Origin of the sequence: Ancylobacter novellus DSM 506, from assembly GCF_000092925.1 — a bacterium.
In the GTDB taxonomy this organism is placed as follows: Bacteria; Pseudomonadota; Alphaproteobacteria; order Rhizobiales; family Xanthobacteraceae; genus Ancylobacter; species Ancylobacter novellus.
The window spans coordinates 2,981,609-3,000,687 of the sequence record NC_014217.1 but is presented as its reverse complement, the minus strand read 5'-3'; the positions used below and the strand labels follow the sequence as shown (position 1 = coordinate 3,000,687).

Below are 19,079 nucleotides of genomic sequence, written 5' to 3'. Positions count from 1 at the left end.
GATCACAGCCCGTTAGTCGTGCATCATGGACGTGACGAGCGCGCGCATCACCAGATCCGGCAGTGCCGCCTCAAGCAGCCGAAAATGATCATTCAGAGCTAGCGCCGCCGCCCCCATTTTTCCATCGGCGAGTGCACAGGTCAGGGCCGCGAGGGAGGCATATAGCGGCCCCGTCAGATCGGATGATCGATAGGAGCAGCGGCGGACGTGATGGGTTCGCTCGCACAGGTCGGCCACGTTGCGCTCAATTACATCACTGCCCGTCCATCGACTCATGCGGATGAATAGGGCCTCCGTTCGGCGGGCCAACGCAATGGCCGTCCTTGGGTCGCACGGGGTCAAAGGCGGGGCTCCCAGGTCGGGCAAGAGCCGAGATGATGCCGGAGGAACGACCACGTCGAGGCTGTGCCGGAGGAGGATCTGCAGGAGGTCGTGGATTTCCTGCATGTCGCGCAGACGCAGTTCGCGAGCGAAGAAACCTCGCGCGGGAACGGCGGCAATATGACCTTCGGCATGCAGCCGGATGAGCGCCTCGCGCACCGGCGTGTTACTGACCTTCAGCTGGTCCGACAGTTCGACGATGGCCAGATGCTGGCCAGGACGGAACCTGTAGAGGAGCGCCCGTGTCTTCAAGGCACGGTAAACCTGATGCCGCCGGTCCCCGCCGAGACATCCTGATGGTCGCGATCCAGGGTGAAAGCGGTCCTCGTCACGTTTCATCCTCGGGTCCACGGCTCCCTGCATCAAAGAGCCTTCAGGTCGCGGGGGTAGGGCGTGAGATAGTCGAAACCGTCCTCAGTCACGACAATGGAGTCGCCGATGCGTCCACCGCCCTTTCCCGACACGGTGATGCCGCCGTCGACGGCAAAGGTCATGCCGGCTCGCAGCTCCCGTGTTTCGCCGCGCTTGAGTTCCGGCGCCTCCAGCAGCGACATGCCGATCGACCGGCCGGTTCGGTAGCCGGGCGAAAAGCCGGCCGCAGCATAGGCCTCTTCCGCCGCTGCGTTGACCGCCTCGCAGCGTATGCCGGGACGAATTGTGGCGAGTGCCGCGCGCTGTGCGGCCAGGGCGGCCTCTTGGAGGCGCGCCTGTTCGTCAGTCACGGCCCCTACAAAGAACTGGCGGTCGAAGCCGAGCTTGTAGTTGCGGAAGCTCACCATGCCGCAGAAGCACAGATAGACCGGATCACCGGGTTCCAGCGGGCGCGTGGCGGCACGGCGATGGACCATGCAGGTGTCCGTGCCTGACTGGAGTATCTGCAGATTGTGGATCAGCGGCGAGACATAGCGGTCCTGCGGATCGCGCAGCAGGGAGGCGGCCCGGTGCGTGCCGGCCTGCATGGCGGCGAGCGCGATCTCATATTCGGGCACGCCGGGACCGATTGCGTTCGCAGCCGCATCCATCATGGCGATAGCAACCTCGCCCGCCTGACGCATAATGGCGACCTCGTCCGGGGACTTGATCATGCGCTGCTCGGCGATCAGTGGAGCAATGTCAGCCAACATGTGATCGGGAAGTCGCTCCTGGATCTCTGCGGCGATCACATTCGGCAGCCGGGCCAGTTCAATTCCGATGCAAGTCCCCGCTGGGTTGCTGTCCAGCAGGCCGATCAGCAGGTTCCGCCATTCCCAGCCGCCATCGGTCCAGGGCCGGATATCCCCGATCCAGCTCATGGCGGCGCACATTTCCGATTCCATCAGCGGTGTGAGGATCACCGGCGGTTGACCAGGACGCACGATCATCAGCGTCGGGCGCCCGAACTCCATGCCTAGATAATTCCAATAGCCCCCGTAATAGGCGATCGAATCAGGATCACTGAGAAGGGCCAGTCCGATGCCGGCGCTCTCGAGAGACTGGGCGAGGAGATGCGTGCGCATCTCAAAGGGGCTTGTCATTTGCCAACCTGTATGCAGCTATAATGTGTCTCACGATAGTTAGGCTGGAAATGTGTTGTCAACATTAGAACTATGGCTGTATCGGTAGGGAACTTTTCCAAAGCTGCATACATCAAGGAGACGGGGCATGCGTGAGATCAAGAGCGATGCTGGTCGCCATAACCGGGCAAAGATCGGCTTCGTGCTGTTGGCGATGGAACAGACCATCGAGGACGACATGTTCACGCTCCGTCCAAAGGGCGTGGGTATTCACTTCACGCGCGCACCCATGGCGAACCACATCAGCGTCGACACGCTGGCGGCCATGGCCTCGGGCATTGGCGATGCCGCCAGCCTGCTCCTGCCGGAGGAGCCGCTCGATGTCGTCTGTTATGCCTGCACCTCGGGCAGCGTCGTCATCGGCGAGGATCGGGTGTTTGCCGAGCTGAACCGGGGCAAGCCCAACGCCCGGACCACTTCGTTGATCACCTCGGTTATGCGGGCACTGGACGCGCTGAAGGTTCGCCGCATTGCTATTGCCACGCCCTATCTTGCTGAGGTCGATGCCATCGAGCGCAGTTATATGGCGGCGCACGGCTTCGAGATCGTTCACATGCAGGGATTGGGCATCGAAAATGACGCCGATATGGTGAGGGTCACGCCGGAAGCCATTCTGGATTTTGCCCTCAGCGTCGATCGTCCCGAAGCCGAGGCGCTGTTCATCAGCTGTGGCGCCCTGCGCTCTCTCGACGTGATCGAGGAGCTCGAGCACCGGCTCGGCAAGCCGGTCGTGACCAGCAATCAAGCGATGATGTGGGACTGCCTGCGACTTGCCGGGATCACCGACCAGCGGAATGATTATGGCATTCTGCTTCGGGAGCATTGAGTGAACGAGAGCGCGACGAGCGAAGCCGCAAGGACACGAGCCCCGCGCGGCCAGGTGACGGACATTTACCGGACCTTGCGCGACCGGATCTGTCTGTTGCGCTACCCACCTGGGATGCTGCTCGGCGAGCACGAACTCGCTGAAGAGTTCACGGTCAGTCGCACGCCGGTGCGTCAGGCGCTGCAGCGGCTGGAATATGACGGTCTCACCGAGACCCGCAATGGCGTGGGAACCATGGTGACGGGCGTCGATCCGAACGCCTTCCGCGATATTTATGCGTTCCGGCTGCGCCTGAGCGAAATGATGGGCGAGTTTCCCGCGGAAGACGAGGCGCCGCGCGCCCTCTCAATCATCCTGTTGCTTCAGGACCGATTGGGGTCTTTGAGAGGCCAGCGGGACATGGAGGCGTTCTGGCAGCTCAATCATGAGCTCCATCATGCCACGAACCGGCTCATCGCTAATCACGCATTGCGTGAGACCCACGAGCGCTATTACTTCCAGGCCTCGCGTATTTGGTACAGTGTAATTGAGGCATTCTTCGAGGAACAGCTCGCTGATCTGGCCAGTGAACTCAACGAAATAGTGGGAGCACTGCAGGCCGGCGACATAAGGGCGGTCGGCTATATCCAGCGCAACCATATTGCCTTTGGGCTGCATCGCGTCGCGAGCGTCCACAACGTCGATTAGTCCATCATCTGGCGAAGCTTCAGAGCGGCAAGCGAGTCCGCCTCTTCATCACATATTATAGTTGATAAACTCGAGGCGGCGGAATTGCGATCGGTCTGCGCATGGATATGCGCAAGCTGGTCGGACGAAATTTCGCCCGCCTGCGTCAGGCAAAGGACCTGACGCAGGAACAGGTTGCCGAGCGCTCGGGTCTGAGCCAGCAATATCTGAGCGGCCTCGAGCGGGGCCGTCGCAACCCGACGATCATCACGCTTTATGAGCTGGCACGTGCTCTGGATGTGAGCCATGTCGAACTGGTTCTGCCGCCTGACGAGAAATAACGACCGCCCGTGTGACCCCGGCCGGTAAGGCCGGGGTCCTGATCCGGGCGAGGTACTAGTCACTGCGGCGCCCGTTGGGGCGCGACCAGATCAGCGAGAAGCTATCGCTGTCCTCGTCGTCGAACAGGTTGGCGTAGATCGGTGCGGTGAAGCTCGGATCATCGAGCTTGAGGCCGAGATAGTCGCGGCCCTCGGTGGAGCGCTTGGACCAGGCGGCCCCGATCTCGGCGCGGCCGACCAGGACCCGATGGCTGGGGGCGTTGTCGCCGGTGGCGCGGGTCTCGGGGATGATGCGCACGCCCCGGGCCTGCACGCCGAGGGTGACGATGTCGCCGGTGAACTCGTTGGTGCCGGTCTTCTTGAAGGTGCCGATGTTGGCCATGTTCCGTCTCCGTCCTGTCTTCTGAGCCCGCACTATTGCGGCCTCGATGGCGATCGACCGGCCGAAGGCGAGCGACGACACATCGCCTCGGGGTCCCCGTCGCGCGCGATGGGGTGAGGCTTGCGACCGCAGCGCAGCGGAGGACGGCGCAGGTCCGACTTTGTTGCCGTGCGAGGAATGACGGCGATCCGTGACCCCGCGCAGCGCGCGGGTTGGACGTCGGCAGGGGAAGAAAGTCGGGATCAGCCGTTGTGGCACAGGCGCTCGAGGCGCAGCCATCCTTCGCCCAGATCAGTCCATCGAAGAGGCCGTCTGGAGCGGGCACGGGTGGATAGATGACGCAGAGGTGGTGGCCGCCCACCGATCATGGAGACCTGAACGGCCCGCACCGGCATATGATGCCTTGAGCTTGCCCGAAATGCGTACTTCCCGCCCGCCAACGACGACGAAACGCTTTGGCTCACGGGGTTCTTTCGCATGGGACGCATGCCGCCGTCCTTCGCGCGCCAGCACGGCCATACCACAGCACAAAGCCGACGCTCCGGATCTCCGCCCGCTTCCGGCCCACCAGATGACACGGACGATGCTTCCATTCGCCGTCGGGTTCGACGAACCGATATTGCGGTGTCAGGGAAGGGAGGAGCTATGACACGCCCAGATCGAGCGGAAGACTGAGAACAGAAATCGGCTGAGGCCGTAAGTCAGTCAGCACGACCCATCCGGCGCCATTGCCGTAGGCTATGTGTGCGCAACAATGGCCGTAAAGAATGGCAATGCGAATATATCGGCCATGAAGAGCAGCCAGCCGAGAAGTCTCGATGGCCGCGATGCTGAGGAGACTCCCGATGAAGATCGTGGTGGTGGCGCGGGAACATCAGATGGATGCTTCGCCTCCATCACGAAGCGCGCGGTCGATGAGCAGACTTGGCGACGGCCACCATTTATGTCCGACTGTTCGTCTCTTAGGGGGCGAAGGGGTCGATCTCGCGGACGATGGCAGTTTCGTCGCCGTCATAATCGGCGGCTGGTGTGACGGAGAGCGTGCCGTCGCCGGCGCGGAAGATCACGACAGTGACCATCAGGGTGGCGGCGAGGCTGAAGGCAAAGGCATGAGCGATCTCGGCGGACATCGACCTGGCTCCTGCTCGAGCGGAGGTCCATCCCCCGCTGACAGGCGCCCGAAGAGGCCGGCCGTTGGCCGCAATCACCGCGGCAGGCGCAGCCGGGGGCGGCGGCACGCGCAGCGTAGTCCGACCCTTCATGGGTTGATGGCGTCAGGCCATCGGCTGGACACAAGGATCAGCGTCGTGATGTGGGGGGCGTCCGGCCAGGAGATCGCGATGTCGCGTTGCAAGGTCCAACACCTGTCGCTCGTGGCAGTTTGTCAGCTGTCCACGTTCCACGGATTGATGACCGCCACATCGGCGGAGTTGAACGCGCTTATATCGCGCGTGGCCACAGTGAAGCCGCGGGAGGCCGCAATCGCAGCGATGTAGCCGTTGGGCGTCGGAAGGCCGTTCCCAACCGCGCGTGCCTTGACCGCGAGGTCGGCATGGTGTCGTGCGGCAGCAACATCGAACGTCAGGATGCGATCGGCAGATAGTTCCATCACCCCATCCAGAGCCTCGGTGAGCCTGTCCTTGCGCTTGCCTCCGCACCGATGCCGTACAACAGTTCGGCAATCGGGATGCTGAAGAGATAGAGAGTATCGGCCACCTGCTCATCGAGCCACGCCTGGAGTGAGTCGTCGGGCGACGGCTTCATCGCTTCCGATAAGACGTTGGTGTCGAGAAGGATCATTCGAAGCTCATGGGCTCGGCAGGCGCCCTGTCACGCGCCGGACTGAGGGCGTTGATGTCCTCACTGGTCAGGCCGAGGCGGCGGTTGCGCTCCGCGAGCGCCGTGCCGAGGCGCAGGCGCGTGTCAGGGCGAAGGGCGGTCTCAAGAATGTCGCGCATCTCGGCTTCGGTACTGCGACCATGCTGTGCCGCGCTCACCTTGAGCGCGCGGTGCGTCGCCTCGGAGAGGTTGCGGATCACTGCGGGCATGATGGCGCCTCCAGTAAGTCTGATAGCGCTGATAGCAAAATGGCGAATTTGCTATCATGTTCAAGATGGTGGAGTCTGGCGACGCTTATGCGCCGCCAGACCCGAACCGATAGACCGGAATGCCCATCTTGCGCGCCTTGTCGGCTAGATTGTCCTGAATGCCCGTGCCGGGAAAGATAACAACCCCGATCGGCACGATGTTCAGCATCTGGTCGTTGCGCTTGAAGGGCGCAGCCTTGGCGTGCTTAGTCCAGTCGGGTTTGAAGGCCACCTGCGGCACCTTGCGGCTGTCGGCCCAGAGGGACGCGATCTTTTCGGCGCCTTTGGGCGAGCCGCCATGCAGCAGCACCATGTCCGGGTGCTTGGCGTGGATCTGATCGAGCTTGGCCCAGATCTGCCTGTGATCGGCGGTGTCGCCACCCGAGAAGGCGATCTTTGGCCCGGCGGGCACGAGCACCTCGCTATCCGCGCGCCGCCTTGCGGCGAGGAAATCCCGGCTATCGATCAGCGATGCGGTGAGATTGCGATGGTTGACCCGTGATCCGGCGCGTGGCGTCCATAGCGAGCCGGTGGCGATGCGGTAGCGGTCGGCAGCGGCCTGTCGGAAGGCTTCCATGCCGTCGCGCCGGCCGATCAGGTTCATGCCGATGTCGATCAGGCGCTCGAGCTCGAGTGACTTCACCTCCGAGCCGTCCTGTTCGCGCTGAAGCTGCTTCTGGGCCTGCTCATTATCGTCAAGCTTCTGTTCGATCCGGTCCACGGCGCGGTGGAACATGTTGACGGTCGACCAGAGGAGATCGGGAAGCTGAGCATCGAGGCTGGTGTCGGTGATCGTTGCGACCAGGGCGTCGAAGATGTCGGCAATGGCGCCTTCGATGAGGCGGTCCTCCGGTGGCGGGCGCTGGTCGCGTTCGTCCTCGGAAGGACGGTAACCGTGGAGATGCAATTCCTGGATCAGTTGGTCGGTCGGGGATGACACATGGTGCGGCTGGTGGTCGTCATGCACGCTCATGGGATGCTCCGTCGGTTTGGACCGCGACCTTCGCGGCCTTCATGGCGACGAAGCCGTCGGGCGGGACGGACCTGCACCCGGAGCGAAGCGAGAGGGCCGAAGCGCAGCGGAGGATGGCGACAAGCCGGCGATTTTGCTTCGCGATGGAAAGCGGCCCGAAGGCCGCAACGGAAAATCGTCGGCGGCAGCGATTGCCGATCCGGCCCGGCTGATGGCCGATCGCCCTCTCGAAGGCGCAAGGCGCGGTCCTCTTGCGATGACTGACGCATCCTTGCGGGCATGGCGGCCACGTCTCGCGGTTCAGCCCGTTCCGGCTATGGGTTCAGCCTCAGGAAGCGCGCCACGTCCTCCGGGGCGAGTTGCACCCGAACACCAGTCCGGAGGACATCCATACCGAGCCGCTGGAGATCCTCGTTGAAGTCCCCGAGCGCTGGCGACAGGCAAATAGCCTCGATCCCCTCGGCGTTCGCCCGTTCGATCAGCGTGTCCCGCGCGGCGTCACCGGCAGGATCGTTGTCGCGGACGATATAGAGCCGCCTCAAGGCAGGCGGGAACAGGATGGCGGCCAGATGTGCTGCCGAGAGCGCCGGCGTCATTGCCATGTCAGGTAGGACCTGCCGGAGCGACAGCATGGTCTCGATACCTTCGCCCGCCGCCATCACGTTCTCGGGCACACCGATGCGGACGGCAGACCCAAGCAGATCACCCATCGCCTTGCGCGGCGTGTCGACAGGAGCCTTGGCCGAGCCGTCTAGTGCGAGCCAGGTGCGGTGTACGCCGGTGATCCTGCCGGTGAGGTCGGTGACGGCGGCGATCATCGCGGGCCACTCCTTTGTCGGGCCGTCGTCACGCTTGTAGTAGCAGCGCGGATGAAAACGCAGGTTTCCGGTTCCGTGCAAAAACGTAATGCAGCGTCGGCGCAAATACGTTTCTACAATGGTCCCGGTGATGGGCCGCGACATGGCGAATAGCCGGCGTGCCGCTTCGACCGACCCTGATGGAGCCGGCAGGACACGGCGAGGTGGTGCTGTAGGCTCCGGTTCGGGATGCGGCAGGCTGAGAAAGGTCCGCGCTTCGTTGGCAACGTCAGCGAAGTCGATGAGGCCCAGCGATCCGCGGATGACGTCGAGGAGATCGCCATGCTCGCCGGTGGCGGCGTCGGTCCATTTGCCCGCCGGCCGCTTCGCGGATGCTTGCAGCCGGACAAAGAGCGAGCGGCCCGGCGTGTTCCTGATATCGCCGACGAGCCAGTAGCGGCCCTCGCGGCGTCCGTTGGAGAGATAGTGACGGCAGACCGCCTCTGCGCGATCGGCGAGCCGGCGCGACAGATTTTGAGCAATCCCGGACATGGCGAGCTTCTCAAAAACAAAGGCCCGCCGACAGAGCCGGCGGGCCGAGGTTCAGGATCGTGTTGAGGGTTATTCCGCCGCCACGGCAGGGGGGATATCCGTGGTGCCCTCAGTATCCTCAAGGCATTCGTCTTCGCCCATGGCCGTTGTGCAGTCTCGCGCCGCCGTTTCTTCGCCCGCCGCTGGCTCGGCTCCGCGCAGCGGTTCCGGCAGCCAGCCGGTATCCGCCAGCAGCGCTTCGGCCTCGCGGGCCATGTCGCCCTTCTTGAGATGCGCGATATGTTCCGCTGCACGCGGCCCCTTCGCCTCGCTCACCGCCAGCAGAATGCGGGCCTTGGTGACCCGGCCGAGGAAATTGTCCACGGTCGCCTTCCACCCGGCGGCCGCCATGTCGAGGTCGACGGCGTGGGCCAGCTGATCGGCATGGCTCAGCGCGCGCGGGCGGCGGTTCCAGGCCTCATGAACAGCATTCACTGACAGGCTCACGACATGGGCGAAAAGGCCGGAGCGGGTGTCGCTGTCCCAATCTTGCAGAGCCTCCCAGAGATCGGCCGAGTCCTTCGGCAGAACCTTGGCCCAGCCCTCATGCCGGGCGTGGATCGCCGCTGCCGAGGCGCTGTCGTTCAGCCCCGGCGCTTGCGCGATGAACGCCACGCTCTTCAGGTCGAGTTCGAGGCAGCTATCCGAGCCATAGCGATAGAAGCTCTTCAACGTCAGGGCATGCAGGGCGGCCAGGAAGGCGACATCGGGCCGCTCGCCCAACGCCTGGCGAAGGCCGAGCGTACGATGCGAGGTCAGCTCGGCCATCAGTCGCTCTGAGATGGCGGACAGCCCGTCGTCCTCCTCGGGCTCGGGCGTCGGCGCGTCTGCCATGACGGCCTCGCCGGTACGCATAGCCGCAGCCGCGACGAGGTGCAGCCCGGCGTCTTGCGCGGCGACTTCAGGCTCCACCGGCAGTTCGTCCTCGGGCCGGACATAACCACGTTCGATGCGAACCGCACCATCATGGGCGATGCTGACGAAGGCGCCGGCGCGCGCCACCTCCTGCGGATCGAAGGTGATCGGACGCGCCTCGAAGGCTTCGATCACCGTCTCGATCTCGCCGAGCCGCGCGTCGACCTCGTCCGGCAATTCGTCCGCCTCGGCATAGGTCTCCGACAGGCGATCATATTCCGCCTGCAGGGCGTCGCGGCTGGCTTCCTCCTCGACGGTGAATGGAACGGACTCGCCGCGCAACTGCCGCAGGCCGTAGGTGTGGCCATAGGCGAAATCAGGGGCCATCTCGACCCACTTCCAGCCCTCGGCGGCAACAGCGTCGGCCTCGGCCTTGAGCTTCTCGGCCACCAGCTGGTCGACGAGCGCGACGTCCTGCAGCCAGCCGCCATCATCGCCCTGAAACAGGTCGCGCAGGATGGTGCCACCGGCCTCGACAAAGGCCTCGAGGCCTATGAACTGGACGCGTTTGTCGCAGGCGCGGACCGAGCCTTCGGTCAGCATGCGGCGGATGGCATAGGGCTGCTTGTCATAGGAGGTCTTCAGCCGCTCGAAGACCTGTTCCTGGCGCGCATGGTCGCCAGAGACGGTGAAGGCCATGAGCTGGTCGAGCGTCATGCCATCCTCGGCATAGACCTCCAGCAGCACCGGCGAAACCGAGGCGAGCTTGAGGCGCTGCTTGACCACGCCAACGGACACGAAGAAGGCGGCGGCGATCTCCTCCTCGGACTGGCCCTTCTCGCGCAGCGCCAGAAAGGCGCGGAACTGGTCGAGCGGGTGCAAGGGCGCGCGTTGGACGTTCTCGGCGAGCGAATCCTCCTCGGCGATGCCACCCTCCCGGACGACGCAGGGGACCGGCGCAGTCTTGGCGAGCCGCTTCTGCTTAACCAGCACTTCCGGCGCCCGATAGCGCCGCCCGCCCGCCGGAATCTCGAACATGCCGGTCTCGACGCCGGTGTCGTCAACGACAGGCCGGACGCTGAGGCCCTGCAGCAGGCCACGGCGGGCGATGTCCTCGGCCAGTTCCTCAATCGAGACCCCGGCCTTGATGCGCCGGACGTTCGACTGGCTGAGCAGGAGCTTGTTGAAGGGGATGTCGCGCGAGGGCGAGAGCGTGATCCTCTGAACATTGGTCGCCATGGAAGGCACCTCCGCGACGGGCAGCCGGGAGCCTCTCTCTCGGCCTCCAACCCGTCACGAAGTGCAGCGCCGCCCTCTCACTCTGGAAGGGCGACGCCGCAGAACCGCAGATCTGTACACGCGGAAAGCCACAACGCCGGAGACACGGATGTCCGCATCTCCGGCCTTCCGGAATTCAGGCTGCCCGATCGAGCAGCTTCTTGGCCCGGCACTCAAGGTCGAGCCGCGCATCCTGGTGCGGCTTGTCGCGCGCGACCGCGGTGATGCCCTGCACGAAGTCGAAGATGCTCTCGGGCTTACGCCCTTCCTCGGCAAGAACCGTATCGACGATCTTGGCGGTCTCGGCCCTGGAGAAGCCCCTGTTGCGCAGGAAGTCGCTGCGGTCCTCGTCGGTACGCGCGACGATCTTCTCCCGTGCCGCCTTGATGCCGTTGACGAAGGGCATGGGCGATGAATTGGCGAAACGGGTCAGGGCTGGGGCTGCCTCGTGCGCAAAGCGCGAGGCAGCGTATTTGGAGTGGCGGATGGTGATTTCCTGGAGATCCTCGACGCCCCAGAGATTGCGGTTCTGGCACACGGCACGCAGATAGAAACTCGCCATGCCGAGCGTCTTGGCCCCCACTTCCGAGTTCCAGCAGTAGAAGCCCCGAAAATAAAGATCCGGCGCGCCGTCGGGCAAACGCCCGGCCTCGATCGGGTTCCGGTCATCGACGAGGAACAGGAAGACGTCGCGGTCGGAGGCGTAGAGCGTCGTCGTATCTTTGGTGATGTCGACACGCGGATTGTAGACGCCCGTCGACCAGTCGAGCACGCCCGGCACCTTCCAGCGTGTGTCGCCGGTGCCGTTGCCCGCGATGCGTTGCACCGCCTCGACCAGTTCGTGATCATAGATGCGGCCATAGTCCGGGCCGGTGACTGCGCGCAATTCGACGCGACCATTGTCCGTTTCGAACGCCTTGATCTGCTCGGCGCGGTGGGAAGTCAGGCCATATTGCAGATTGATGCCGGCCAACGCGGCGGGAAGCTGGCGCAGATAGGCGGCCGGTGCGCCGATCTGCGCCGCGAGCTGGCCGAAGGACCAATGGTTGGGCTCAACGGGTTTGTCCCCGCCTGGCAGGACCAAGGCTAGCCGTTCGGCATTGAAGCGGCTCGCCTCCACATGGATGCGGGACGTCTCCACCAGGCGCGACCGGCTGTGATCGGCCCGGCCCCGCACCATCGCGGCCAGATCGCCGAGCGACAGGAACCGCTCGTCATCCGGCCGGGAGAACCACTCCGATGACACCCGGCCGATCCGCTCGCCGCGCGTGACATCCACCTTGTAGCCGCCGCCGGCGTCCCAGCCGGCATCCAGAACATGCATGTTCATGGGGATCAGACTCCATGACGGGCGCCGGAAGACTCTCTCCCGGCCCTCAACCCGTCACGGAAATGCCAGCCAGCCTCTAACTCTCAGATATGACGGTCATAGCCTCCACGGTGGCCCTGGGCAGTTGGCGACAGCGCGTGTAACCCTGCGACCTGTTTAAGGTCTGGAAAGTTGCAATGATCTGCACGCTGAGCACTGCATATCCCACTTAAATATCCCAATTGACCATCAATTCTCATATAAACATTGTTTTGGTTATACTTAATCAAAGTAGACGTGTGTTCCATAACCATCCGAGCGGCGACCCGACACCGTCCAATGCCGACATCCAGATGACCCGCACCATCATCGAGGTGGCGAAGCCGCTGGGCATCGAAGTGCACGACCACATCATCGTTGGCAAGGACGGCCACGCGAGCCTGCGCGGGCTGCGGCTGATCTGAGCGCCCCGGTCAGGGCCGCGTCAGCATGAGCGGCTCGCCGTCGCCCGGCGGCACCTTCTCCCAGCCGCCGTCCTCCTGCCGCGCGAAGCGCAGGCCCTCGCCCTTGGCGGTCAGCAGCCAGAGGTCGCCGCCGTCGAGCCGCCAGCGATCCGGTGCCAGCGCGATGACGGAGGCGGCACAGACATTGCCGAGCGTCAGCTTGAAGGTGTCGCTGCCGGCCGGCTGATCGGTCAGCTCGACGCGGCAGATCGGCGTGCCGGCGGTCTCCGCCAGATCCCAGGCGCCGGCGAGGTCGGCCGGGCGGATGGCGGGATCGGCGAGGCGCGGATTGACCAGGAAATAGACCCCATCCCCCTCGCGTAGCGCTTCCCAGGTGCCACCGATGCCCTCGGTGAACTCGGCAACCAGCCGACCGTCCGGACTGCTGAAGCGGATGGAATCGCCCGGTCCCGGCGCCCAGGCGGTGATGTCGGCGCTGAACAGGATGGTCGCGGCGCAGGCGGCCTTGTCGAAGCTGACCTCGAAGGTGGCGCCGCCCTTGCGCGGCTTGGCGCCGATCACGATGGGGCAGACGTGGTCGCCGTCGGCATTGGTGAGCTGGTAGCTGTCGGCCAAGGCGGCGGCGCGCTCGGCCGGCGTCGGCTCGCGCGGCGCTTCCTCGGCCGTCTCCTGCGCCCAGGCCGGGGCGGCGAGTGCTGCGAGCAGCGCCAGGACGCAGGGCAGAAAACGCGGCATGCGCGGCTCCCTCAGACCGTGGCCCTGACCGGCGTCTCCGGCACCGGGGTCAGCGGCGGCTCGCCGGCGAACCAGGCGAGCAGATTGTCGACGACGAGCTGGCCCATGGCGTCGCGGGTGACCTGGGTGGCGGAGGCGACATGCGGCAGCAGCACCACATTGTCGAGGCCGATCAGCGCCTCCGGCACGTTCGGTTCGTCGGCGAAGACGTCGAGGCCGGCGCTGGCGATGGTGCCGTCCTGCAGCGCCTTGATCAGCGCCGGCTCGTCGACCACCGAGCCGCGAGCGACGTTGATCAGCACGCCCTTCGGGCCGAGCGCCTCGAGCACCTCGGCATTGATCATATTGTTGGTCTCCGGCCCACCGGGGACGATGACGATCAGCGCGTCGACGTCGCGCGCCAGCGCGATCAGGTCGGGATAATGGGCATAGGGCACGCCCTCGGCCGGGCGGCGGCTATGATAGGCGATGGGCCGGCCGAAGCCTGCCAGCCGCCGGCCGATGGCCTTGCCGATTCGGCCCATGCCGACGATGCCGACGGTGCGGTCGCGCAGGGTCGGGCTCAGCGGGAAGCCGCCGGAAGGCCATTTGCCGGCGCGCAGATGCCGATCGGCCTGCGGCAGCCGGCGGATGGTGGCGAGCAGCAGCGCGATGGTGAGATCCGCCACCTCGTCGTCGAGCACGCCGGGCGTGTTGGTGACGACGACGCCGCGCCGGCCGGCCTCCTCGGCGTCGACCGCATCGTAGCCGACGCCAAAATTCGAGACGATCTCCAGCGCCGGGAGTTTGTCCATGAGCGCCGCCGTCACCCGGCGCACGCCGCCGCCCGTCGAGCCGACGCCGGTGGCGACGGCCCGGATGCGCGGCCCGGCCTCGGCGAGGACCTGCTCGGCGTCGGGCGCATCGAGGCGGTGCACGGTGAAGTGCTGCTTCAACTGCGCTTCGACCATCGCCATCATCGGGCCGGTCTGCAGAAGTTCGGGGCGGTCAGGCGCGGACATGCGAGGCTCCTCGTCGAAGGGGCCGGTATTCCTCACCAAAGCCCGAACGGTTGCAAGCCCCGCCTGCCCGGCGGCGGCACTGCGGCGCGCGAAGGCTCCGGTCTCAGACCGATTCCTCTTCCGCGCCCTCGGCATCCGCCTCCTCGTCCGCCTCGCTCGCCACGGTGCCGAGCTGGGCGGAGAGGTTCTTCTCGATCTTGCGCAGCAGCTTGCGCAGCCGCTTGCGTTCCTTGCCGTCGAGGCCCGCCGTCATGGTCTCTTCCAGCGAGTCCCATATGCTGTCGATGGCGCCCGCGCGCGAACGCCCCTCGTCGGTGAGATGCACCCGCACGAGGCGCGCGTCGCCCTCCGAGGCGCGACGCACCAGCAGGCCCTGGGCCGAGAGCCGGCCGACCGTCTTGGAAGCGGTGGGCGGGCGGACCTTCAGCGCGCCCGCCAACTCCGTCATGGTGCGCCCGTCCGATTCGGCGAGCAGCTTCAGCACCGTTTCCTGCCCGGGAAACAGGCCGATCTCCTGTAGCCGGCGTGCCGCAAGGGCGCGCTGGAGGCGCGCCACATGATGCAATCGCTGGCCAATCTTCTTCTCGAAGCCGTCCTTCATTGGCCGCCCCCGCAGTCCGTCGCGCCAAGGCAACAACTATTTGTTGCGATAAGAGCGCGTAGCCGTGACACGAACATGGCTGCAATCGATAAATTCGTCAAAGCTCTACGAAATTCGTAAAGGGCTCAGCTCTGCGCGAAGCGGCTCTCCACCTTTGCGAGAAAGGCGGCACGCTTCTCCGCGGTCACCGAATCCATGCTGTGCAAGGCAAGCCACAACTTCCGGGCGCGCGGATGCACGATGCCGCCGACGCCGTCGAGCAGGATGCGCCGGCCCGGCTGGCCGACCCAGCGCCACCAGAACCAGGGCGAGCCCAGCGTGGTGACGGCGGCGATGAATCTTATGTTCGTCAGCCCGCGCTCCAGTGGCCGGAAGGGCCTGGGCAGGCCGAAGGTCTCGTGCGGCACCAGCACGCGGTCGAGCCAGCCCTTGAGCATGGCCGGGTGGCCGTACCACCAGGTGGGATAGACGAAGATCAGCGCCTCGGCTTCCTTCACCCGCGCCAATTGGTCGGCGATGGGCCGCACATTGATGCCGAGCTGGTGGTAGTTCAGCCGTTCCTCGCGGGCCATGGTCGGGTCGAAGCCCTCGGCATAGAGGTCCATCAGGTCGACCTCATGGCCCGCCGCCTTCAGCCCGCGGATCACCGCGTCGCGCAGGGCGGCGTTGTAGCTCTCCGGCACCGGGTGGCAGTAGACAACCAAAGCGCGCATCAGACCCCGCTCCCCGCCGCATGGCGTTCCAAGCCGGCAAAGAGATAGGTGCGCCCGGTGTCGAAGTCGAAATCGGCCTGCTCCCAGGCGATCATCTTGCCGGGATTGAGCAGGCCGGCCGGGTCCGCCTCGCGCTTGAAGGCAAGCTGGACGGCGTCGGTCTGCTTCATGCCGCCTTCCTCCAGCGTGTAGCGGTGCGGGTTGAACACCGGGATGCCCATCGCCTCATGCCGGGCGATGATCTCCTCAAGGCGTTGCTCGCTGGTGAATCGCACCAGCGGCAGGCCGAAGCAGGTGACCTTGCCATCGAAGCGCACGAATTCGAGATGCGCCGGCGCCTCGTCGCCGAGCTCGGCATGGATGCGCTCGACCAGCGCGAGCTGGTCCGGGAAGGGATAGAGCGTCTGCAGATAGGTGATGCTCGGATCGACCCGCAGCGCGCGCAGCGTGGTGTGGTTCCAGGCGAGCTCATAGAGCGGCGGCAGGCCCTTCGCCTCCTCGGGACCGAGAAGGTCGGAGCGGAACAGCATCTGCCCGCCCCAGCGATTGGTGAAGCTTTCGAAGGCTGCGCCGGCGACCGGCGCCACCATGGCCAGCACGACATGCATGCCGTCCGGCAAATATTTCCGGTGGCGCAGGAAATAATCCTGCGGGATGGGCGCGGCGATGACGGAGATGAGCTTCTTCAGGATCGCGTCCTGCTCGCCCAGCGCATTGGCATAGGCGGCAGCCTCACCGAAATCGGCAAAGCCGATGATGGCCTCGATCCAGCCATAGGCGGGGGCGAGCGGCATCTCGACTTCCAGGATGATGCCGTTGGTGCCGTAGGCGTGCGAGGCCTTCTGCACCTCCTCGCCGGTGAGGTGAAGCATGCGCGGGTTCGCTTCCATGGTGGCGATGCGCAGCGACACGATGTTGCCGAGGTCGCGCAGCCCGCCCCAGGTGATCGAGCCGACCCCACCGGAGCCGCCGGCGATGAAGCCGCCGATGGAGGCGGTGCGGTAGGTGGAGGGGTGCAGGCGCAGTTCCTGTCCGCTCGCCGCGCAGGCCTCGTCGATGTCGGCGAGAATGGCGCCGGCCTGCGCCCGCACGCGGCCGGGGGCGATCTCCAGCACCTTGTCGAGGCCGGAGAGGTCGAGCACCAGCCCGCCGGCGAGCGGCATGGCCTGGCCGTAATTGCCGGTGCCGGCGCCGCGCGGCGTGACGGGGATGGAAAGCGCGAAGCAGGCGGCGAGGATGGAAAGCACCTCCTCCTCGCTGGTCGGGAAGGCGACGATGTCGCCGTTCACCGCGTCGAGCTGGCGCTTCAGCGTCGGCGAGTACCAGTAGAAGTCGCGGCTCTTCTGACGGACGAGCGCCGGATTGTCCTCGGTGCGGATGCCGCCGAGCCGGGCCTTGAGCGCGGCGAGATCATAATTTTCATGCGCCATGGCCGCGCTCCATCAGGTCGTCGAGCTCGGCATAATCCGGCGGCGTGGCGTCGATGGCCTTGCCATGGCGCAACACGATGCGCTCCGCCTGAGGCCGAGCGAGGAACTCGTTGAGGCTGCGGGCGGCGAACAGCGACAGGTCGGCGGGGCGGCCGGGGGTGAGGATGCCGGCGTTGACGCCCATCCAGCCCGCCGGGGCGCCGCCGATGGCCGCCGGCCAGTCGCCGGGCGGATGGTCGAGATGGGCGATGCGGCTCGCCTCCCGATAGACCTCGACGAGGTCGAGATCGCCGTACGCGTAGAAGGGGTCTCTCGCATTGTCGCTGGCGACCATGACGGTAATGCCACGGGCCTTCATCTCCTGCAGAAGCGTAACGCCGCGCCAGCGCGGCGTGCGGCCGGCCACGCGATCCTGCAGGTAGAGATTGCACATGGGAAGTGAGACGACGCCGATGCCGGCTTGCGCGACGATGTCCAGCGTGCGGTCGATCTCGTCCGCCTCCTTCACCGCCAGCGCACAGCAATGGCCGGCGAGGATCGGTCCCTCGAAGCGGCGCTCCAATGCCATTTCTGCAAGCGTCGCGAGGCCGCGGCCGGCGGTGTGGCGCTCGTCGACATGCAGGTCGAGGGCGAGGCCGTGGCGCTCGGCGGCGTCGAACAGGCGCGCGAGGCCGACGTGGAGGTTCGGCGTCACATAGGTGTAGCTGCCGAGCAGGCCGCCATTCGCGCGCGCCAGCTCGACCAGAGGCACGAACAGCGTGTCGTCCAGCACGCTGTCGATGGGGATGAGGCCGACGGCCTGAAGCTCGATGCGGCCGCGCCATTCCTCGCGCAACCGGGCGAACACTTTCCATGTGGTCGCCGCGCGCGGGCCTTCCGAATCCAGATGAGTGCGAATGGCGACGGTGCCGTGAGCATAGGCGCAGCGAAGGGCGAAATCGAAGCGACGATAGATGTCGTCTTCGCTCCAATTGGCGGCGCGGTCGGCATTCACCGCCGTCATCGCGCCCTCGAAGGAGCCGTCGGGGTTAGGCGCGCGCTTCCAGATGAAGCCCTTGTCGAGATGGGTGTGGATGTCGACGAGGCCGGGCAGGACGAGGCGGCCGGCAAGGTCGTGCCGGAGCGTATCCGCCATCGCGCCGGAGGGGGCGATGCGGTCGATCCGGCCGTCGGCAATGGCGATGTCGAACGCCACCAGCCCTTCGGCGTCGACCGGGCCGGGCACGGTTGGCAGCAGGGCTGCCGGCGCGCGCACGCTGCCGAGCACATAGGCGGCGGGGAGTTTTCCGAAATCCAGCATCACGCGGGGCCGCCGATTTCGCTCTCGTGCCAGCGGCGCAGCACGAACCAGGAGAGCAGGCTCAGCGCGGCATAGATCAGGATGCCGGCGAGCGAGATCAGCAGCAGCGCCGCGAACAGGCGCGGGATGTTGAGCCGGTAGGCGGATTCGACGATGCGGAAGGCGAGGCCCGAGCCCTGTCCGGCCGAGCCCGCGGCGATCTCGCCCACCACCGAGCCGATCAGCGCCAGGCCGCCGGCGATGCGCAGGCCGCCGAGGAAATAGGGCAGGGCGGTGGGCAGCTTCAGCTGTGCCAGCGTCTGCCAGCGCGAGGCGCCGGCGAGGCGGAACAGGTCGCGCAGGTTCGGGTCGACCGAATTCAGCCCCAGCGTGGTGTTGGACAGCACCGGGAAGAAGGCGACGATCCAGGCGCAGACCAGCACCGCCGTATCGGTGGAGAGATAGATCAGCATCAACGGCGCCACCGCGATCACCGGCGTCACCTGCAGGATGACGGCGATCGGGAACAGCGAGAACTCGACGATGCGGGCGCTGGCGAAGATCAGCGCCAGCCCGACGCCACCGATGACGGCGAAGAGCAGGGCCAGCACCGTCGTCTCCAGCGTCACCAGCATGGACTGGAACAGCACCACGCGGTCCTTGATCAACGTCTCCATCACCGCGAGCGGGCTCGGCAGCACATAGGGCGGCAGGTTGTTGAGATCGACCGCTGCTTCCCAGGCGACGACGAGCGCGGCGAGCACGGCGATGGGCAGGAGCCAGCGGAAGGGGGAGTGCTCCATCATCGCCATCCGCC

19 protein-coding genes and 2 pseudogenes are annotated in these 19,079 nt (G+C 65.7%); 4 read left to right on the top strand and 17 right to left on the bottom strand.

From position 1 onward, the window contains the following. Positions 1 to 12 precede the first annotated feature (12 nt). A complete protein-coding gene (locus SNOV_RS23075) occupies positions 13 to 720 on the bottom strand; it encodes a GntR family transcriptional regulator (protein ID WP_187291065.1) in 708 nt (235 codons plus the stop codon). A 23-nt stretch (positions 721 to 743) separates the two neighbouring features. Continuing rightward, positions 744 to 1,895 carry a M24 family metallopeptidase gene (locus SNOV_RS14215; protein WP_013167649.1) on the bottom strand — a complete coding sequence of 384 codons (1,152 nt, stop codon included), beginning with the start codon at positions 1,893 to 1,895 and terminating at the stop codon, positions 744 to 746. 127 nt (positions 1,896 to 2,022) lie between these two features. On the opposite strand from SNOV_RS14215, the gene SNOV_RS14210 reads away from it, so the two are divergent. The 3 genes from SNOV_RS14210 (at position 2,023) to SNOV_RS14200 (ending at position 3,767) form a co-directional block, all read left to right on the top strand. Further along, complete coding sequence (locus SNOV_RS14210) at positions 2,023 to 2,760, top strand: maleate cis-trans isomerase family protein (RefSeq protein ID WP_013167648.1); 738 nt, start codon at positions 2,023 to 2,025, stop codon at positions 2,758 to 2,760. Then, a complete protein-coding gene (locus SNOV_RS14205; RefSeq protein ID WP_013167647.1) occupies positions 2,761 to 3,447 on the top strand; it encodes a GntR family transcriptional regulator in 687 nt (228 codons plus the stop codon). Positions 3,448 to 3,548: 101 nt separating this feature from the next. After that, positions 3,549 to 3,767 (top strand): helix-turn-helix domain-containing protein, encoded by a 219-nt coding sequence (locus SNOV_RS14200; RefSeq protein WP_013167646.1) that lies wholly within the window; start codon positions 3,549 to 3,551, stop codon positions 3,765 to 3,767. A 55-nt stretch (positions 3,768 to 3,822) separates the two neighbouring features. Here the strand turns inward: SNOV_RS14200 and SNOV_RS14195 are convergent, their stop codons facing one another. The 8 genes and pseudogenes from SNOV_RS14195 to SNOV_RS14165 all read right to left on the bottom strand — a co-directional run bounded on the left by SNOV_RS14195 (position 3,823) and on the right by SNOV_RS14165 (position 12,060). Further along, complete coding sequence (locus SNOV_RS14195; RefSeq protein ID WP_013167645.1) at positions 3,823 to 4,149, bottom strand: DUF736 domain-containing protein; 327 nt, start codon at positions 4,147 to 4,149, stop codon at positions 3,823 to 3,825. Between the two features lie 962 nt (positions 4,150 to 5,111). Continuing rightward, positions 5,112 to 5,279 carry a hypothetical protein gene (locus SNOV_RS23845; protein ID WP_013167644.1) on the bottom strand — a complete coding sequence of 56 codons (168 nt, stop codon included), beginning with the start codon at positions 5,277 to 5,279 and terminating at the stop codon, positions 5,112 to 5,114. Positions 5,280 to 5,533: 254 nt separating this feature from the next. Continuing rightward, positions 5,534 to 5,949, bottom strand: a pseudogene (locus tag SNOV_RS14190) (PIN domain-containing protein). After that, positions 5,946 to 6,197 (bottom strand): FitA-like ribbon-helix-helix domain-containing protein, encoded by a 252-nt coding sequence (locus SNOV_RS14185; protein WP_013167643.1) that lies wholly within the window; start codon positions 6,195 to 6,197, stop codon positions 5,946 to 5,948. Before SNOV_RS14185 ends, SNOV_RS14190 begins: the two are co-directional and overlap by 4 nt. An 85-nt stretch (positions 6,198 to 6,282) precedes the next feature. Beyond that, positions 6,283 to 7,209: a DUF2493 domain-containing protein gene (locus tag SNOV_RS14180; protein ID WP_013167642.1), complete on the bottom strand. Its 927-nt coding sequence runs from the start codon at positions 7,207 to 7,209 to the stop codon at positions 6,283 to 6,285. Between the two features lie 314 nt (positions 7,210 to 7,523). Further along, entirely contained in the window at positions 7,524 to 8,558 is a 1,035-nt protein-coding gene (locus SNOV_RS14175) for a DUF7146 domain-containing protein (protein ID WP_013167641.1), read from the bottom strand. A 69-nt stretch (positions 8,559 to 8,627) separates the two neighbouring features. After that, positions 8,628 to 10,691, bottom strand: a complete 2,064-nt coding sequence (locus SNOV_RS14170; RefSeq protein WP_013167640.1) for a ParB/RepB/Spo0J family partition protein — start codon at positions 10,689 to 10,691, stop codon at positions 8,628 to 8,630. Between the two features lie 175 nt (positions 10,692 to 10,866). Next, positions 10,867 to 12,060, bottom strand: a complete 1,194-nt coding sequence (locus tag SNOV_RS14165) for a hypothetical protein (RefSeq protein WP_013167639.1) — start codon at positions 12,058 to 12,060, stop codon at positions 10,867 to 10,869. A 278-nt stretch (positions 12,061 to 12,338) separates the two neighbouring features. Between SNOV_RS14165 and SNOV_RS23070 the strand changes: the two are divergent. Further along, positions 12,339 to 12,503: pseudogene (locus SNOV_RS23070) on the top strand (JAB domain-containing protein); the annotation flags it as partial. A gap of 9 nt (positions 12,504 to 12,512) precedes the next feature. On the opposite strand, the gene SNOV_RS14160 reads toward SNOV_RS23070, so the two are convergent. From SNOV_RS14160 to SNOV_RS14130, 7 genes are all read right to left on the bottom strand, one after another. Further along, a complete protein-coding gene (locus SNOV_RS14160; protein ID WP_013167638.1) occupies positions 12,513 to 13,238 on the bottom strand; it encodes a protease inhibitor Inh/omp19 family protein in 726 nt (241 codons plus the stop codon). Between the two features lie 11 nt (positions 13,239 to 13,249). Further along, on the bottom strand, positions 13,250 to 14,239 hold the full coding sequence (locus SNOV_RS14155; protein WP_013167637.1) for a 2-hydroxyacid dehydrogenase: 990 nt from the start codon (positions 14,237 to 14,239) through the stop codon (positions 13,250 to 13,252). Positions 14,240 to 14,342: 103 nt separating this feature from the next. Then, positions 14,343 to 14,840: a MarR family winged helix-turn-helix transcriptional regulator gene (locus SNOV_RS14150; RefSeq protein WP_013167636.1), complete on the bottom strand. Its 498-nt coding sequence runs from the start codon at positions 14,838 to 14,840 to the stop codon at positions 14,343 to 14,345. 125 nt (positions 14,841 to 14,965) lie between these two features. After that, entirely contained in the window at positions 14,966 to 15,553 is a 588-nt protein-coding gene (locus SNOV_RS14145) for an NAD(P)H-dependent oxidoreductase (RefSeq protein WP_013167635.1), read from the bottom strand. Further along, positions 15,553 to 16,983, bottom strand: a complete 1,431-nt coding sequence (locus SNOV_RS14140) for an FAD-binding oxidoreductase (RefSeq protein WP_013167634.1) — start codon at positions 16,981 to 16,983, stop codon at positions 15,553 to 15,555. Before SNOV_RS14140 ends, SNOV_RS14145 begins: the two co-directional genes overlap by 1 nt. Beyond that, entirely contained in the window at positions 16,973 to 18,283 is a 1,311-nt protein-coding gene (locus SNOV_RS14135; RefSeq protein WP_013167633.1) for a cytosine deaminase, read from the bottom strand. Before SNOV_RS14135 ends, SNOV_RS14140 begins: the two co-directional genes overlap by 11 nt. After that, entirely contained in the window at positions 18,283 to 19,074 is a 792-nt protein-coding gene (locus tag SNOV_RS14130) for an ABC transporter permease (RefSeq protein WP_013167632.1), read from the bottom strand. The genes SNOV_RS14135 and SNOV_RS14130 overlap by 1 nt, the downstream gene beginning before the upstream one ends. Positions 19,075 to 19,079: the final 5 nt, after the last annotated feature.

Bases quoted from the DNA above. Each gene is read 5' to 3' on its own strand.
- SNOV_RS23075 (WP_187291065.1), bottom strand. From the start codon at position 720: ATGAAACGTGACGAGGACCGCTTTCACCCTGGATCGCGACCATCAGGA.
- SNOV_RS14195 (WP_013167645.1), bottom strand. From the start codon at position 4,149: ATGGCCAACATCGGCACCTTCAAGAAGACCGGCACCAACGAGTTCACC.
- SNOV_RS14185 (WP_013167643.1), bottom strand. From the start codon at position 6,197: ATGCCCGCAGTGATCCGCAACCTCTCCGAGGCGACGCACCGCGCGCTC.
- SNOV_RS14210 (WP_013167648.1), top strand. From the start codon at position 2,023: ATGCGTGAGATCAAGAGCGATGCTGGTCGCCATAACCGGGCAAAGATC.
- SNOV_RS14180 (WP_013167642.1), bottom strand. From the start codon at position 7,209: ATGAGCGTGCATGACGACCACCAGCCGCACCATGTGTCATCCCCGACC.
- SNOV_RS14160 (WP_013167638.1), bottom strand. From the start codon at position 13,238: ATGCCGCGTTTTCTGCCCTGCGTCCTGGCGCTGCTCGCAGCACTCGCC.
- SNOV_RS14215 (WP_013167649.1), bottom strand. From the start codon at position 1,895: ATGACAAGCCCCTTTGAGATGCGCACGCATCTCCTCGCCCAGTCTCTC.
- SNOV_RS14175 (WP_013167641.1), bottom strand. From the start codon at position 8,558: ATGTCCGGGATTGCTCAAAATCTGTCGCGCCGGCTCGCCGATCGCGCA.
- SNOV_RS14200 (WP_013167646.1), top strand. From the start codon at position 3,549: ATGGATATGCGCAAGCTGGTCGGACGAAATTTCGCCCGCCTGCGTCAG.
- SNOV_RS14145 (WP_013167635.1), bottom strand. From the start codon at position 15,553: ATGCGCGCTTTGGTTGTCTACTGCCACCCGGTGCCGGAGAGCTACAAC.
- SNOV_RS14130 (WP_013167632.1), bottom strand. From the start codon at position 19,074: ATGGCGATGATGGAGCACTCCCCCTTCCGCTGGCTCCTGCCCATCGCC.
- SNOV_RS14135 (WP_013167633.1), bottom strand. From the start codon at position 18,283: ATGCTGGATTTCGGAAAACTCCCCGCCGCCTATGTGCTCGGCAGCGTG.
- SNOV_RS14155 (WP_013167637.1), bottom strand. From the start codon at position 14,239: ATGTCCGCGCCTGACCGCCCCGAACTTCTGCAGACCGGCCCGATGATG.
- SNOV_RS14170 (WP_013167640.1), bottom strand. From the start codon at position 10,691: ATGGCGACCAATGTTCAGAGGATCACGCTCTCGCCCTCGCGCGACATC.
- SNOV_RS14150 (WP_013167636.1), bottom strand. From the start codon at position 14,840: ATGAAGGACGGCTTCGAGAAGAAGATTGGCCAGCGATTGCATCATGTG.
- SNOV_RS23845 (WP_013167644.1), bottom strand. From the start codon at position 5,279: ATGTCCGCCGAGATCGCTCATGCCTTTGCCTTCAGCCTCGCCGCCACC.
- SNOV_RS14140 (WP_013167634.1), bottom strand. From the start codon at position 16,983: ATGGCGCATGAAAATTATGATCTCGCCGCGCTCAAGGCCCGGCTCGGC.
- SNOV_RS14165 (WP_013167639.1), bottom strand. From the start codon at position 12,060: ATGAACATGCATGTTCTGGATGCCGGCTGGGACGCCGGCGGCGGCTAC.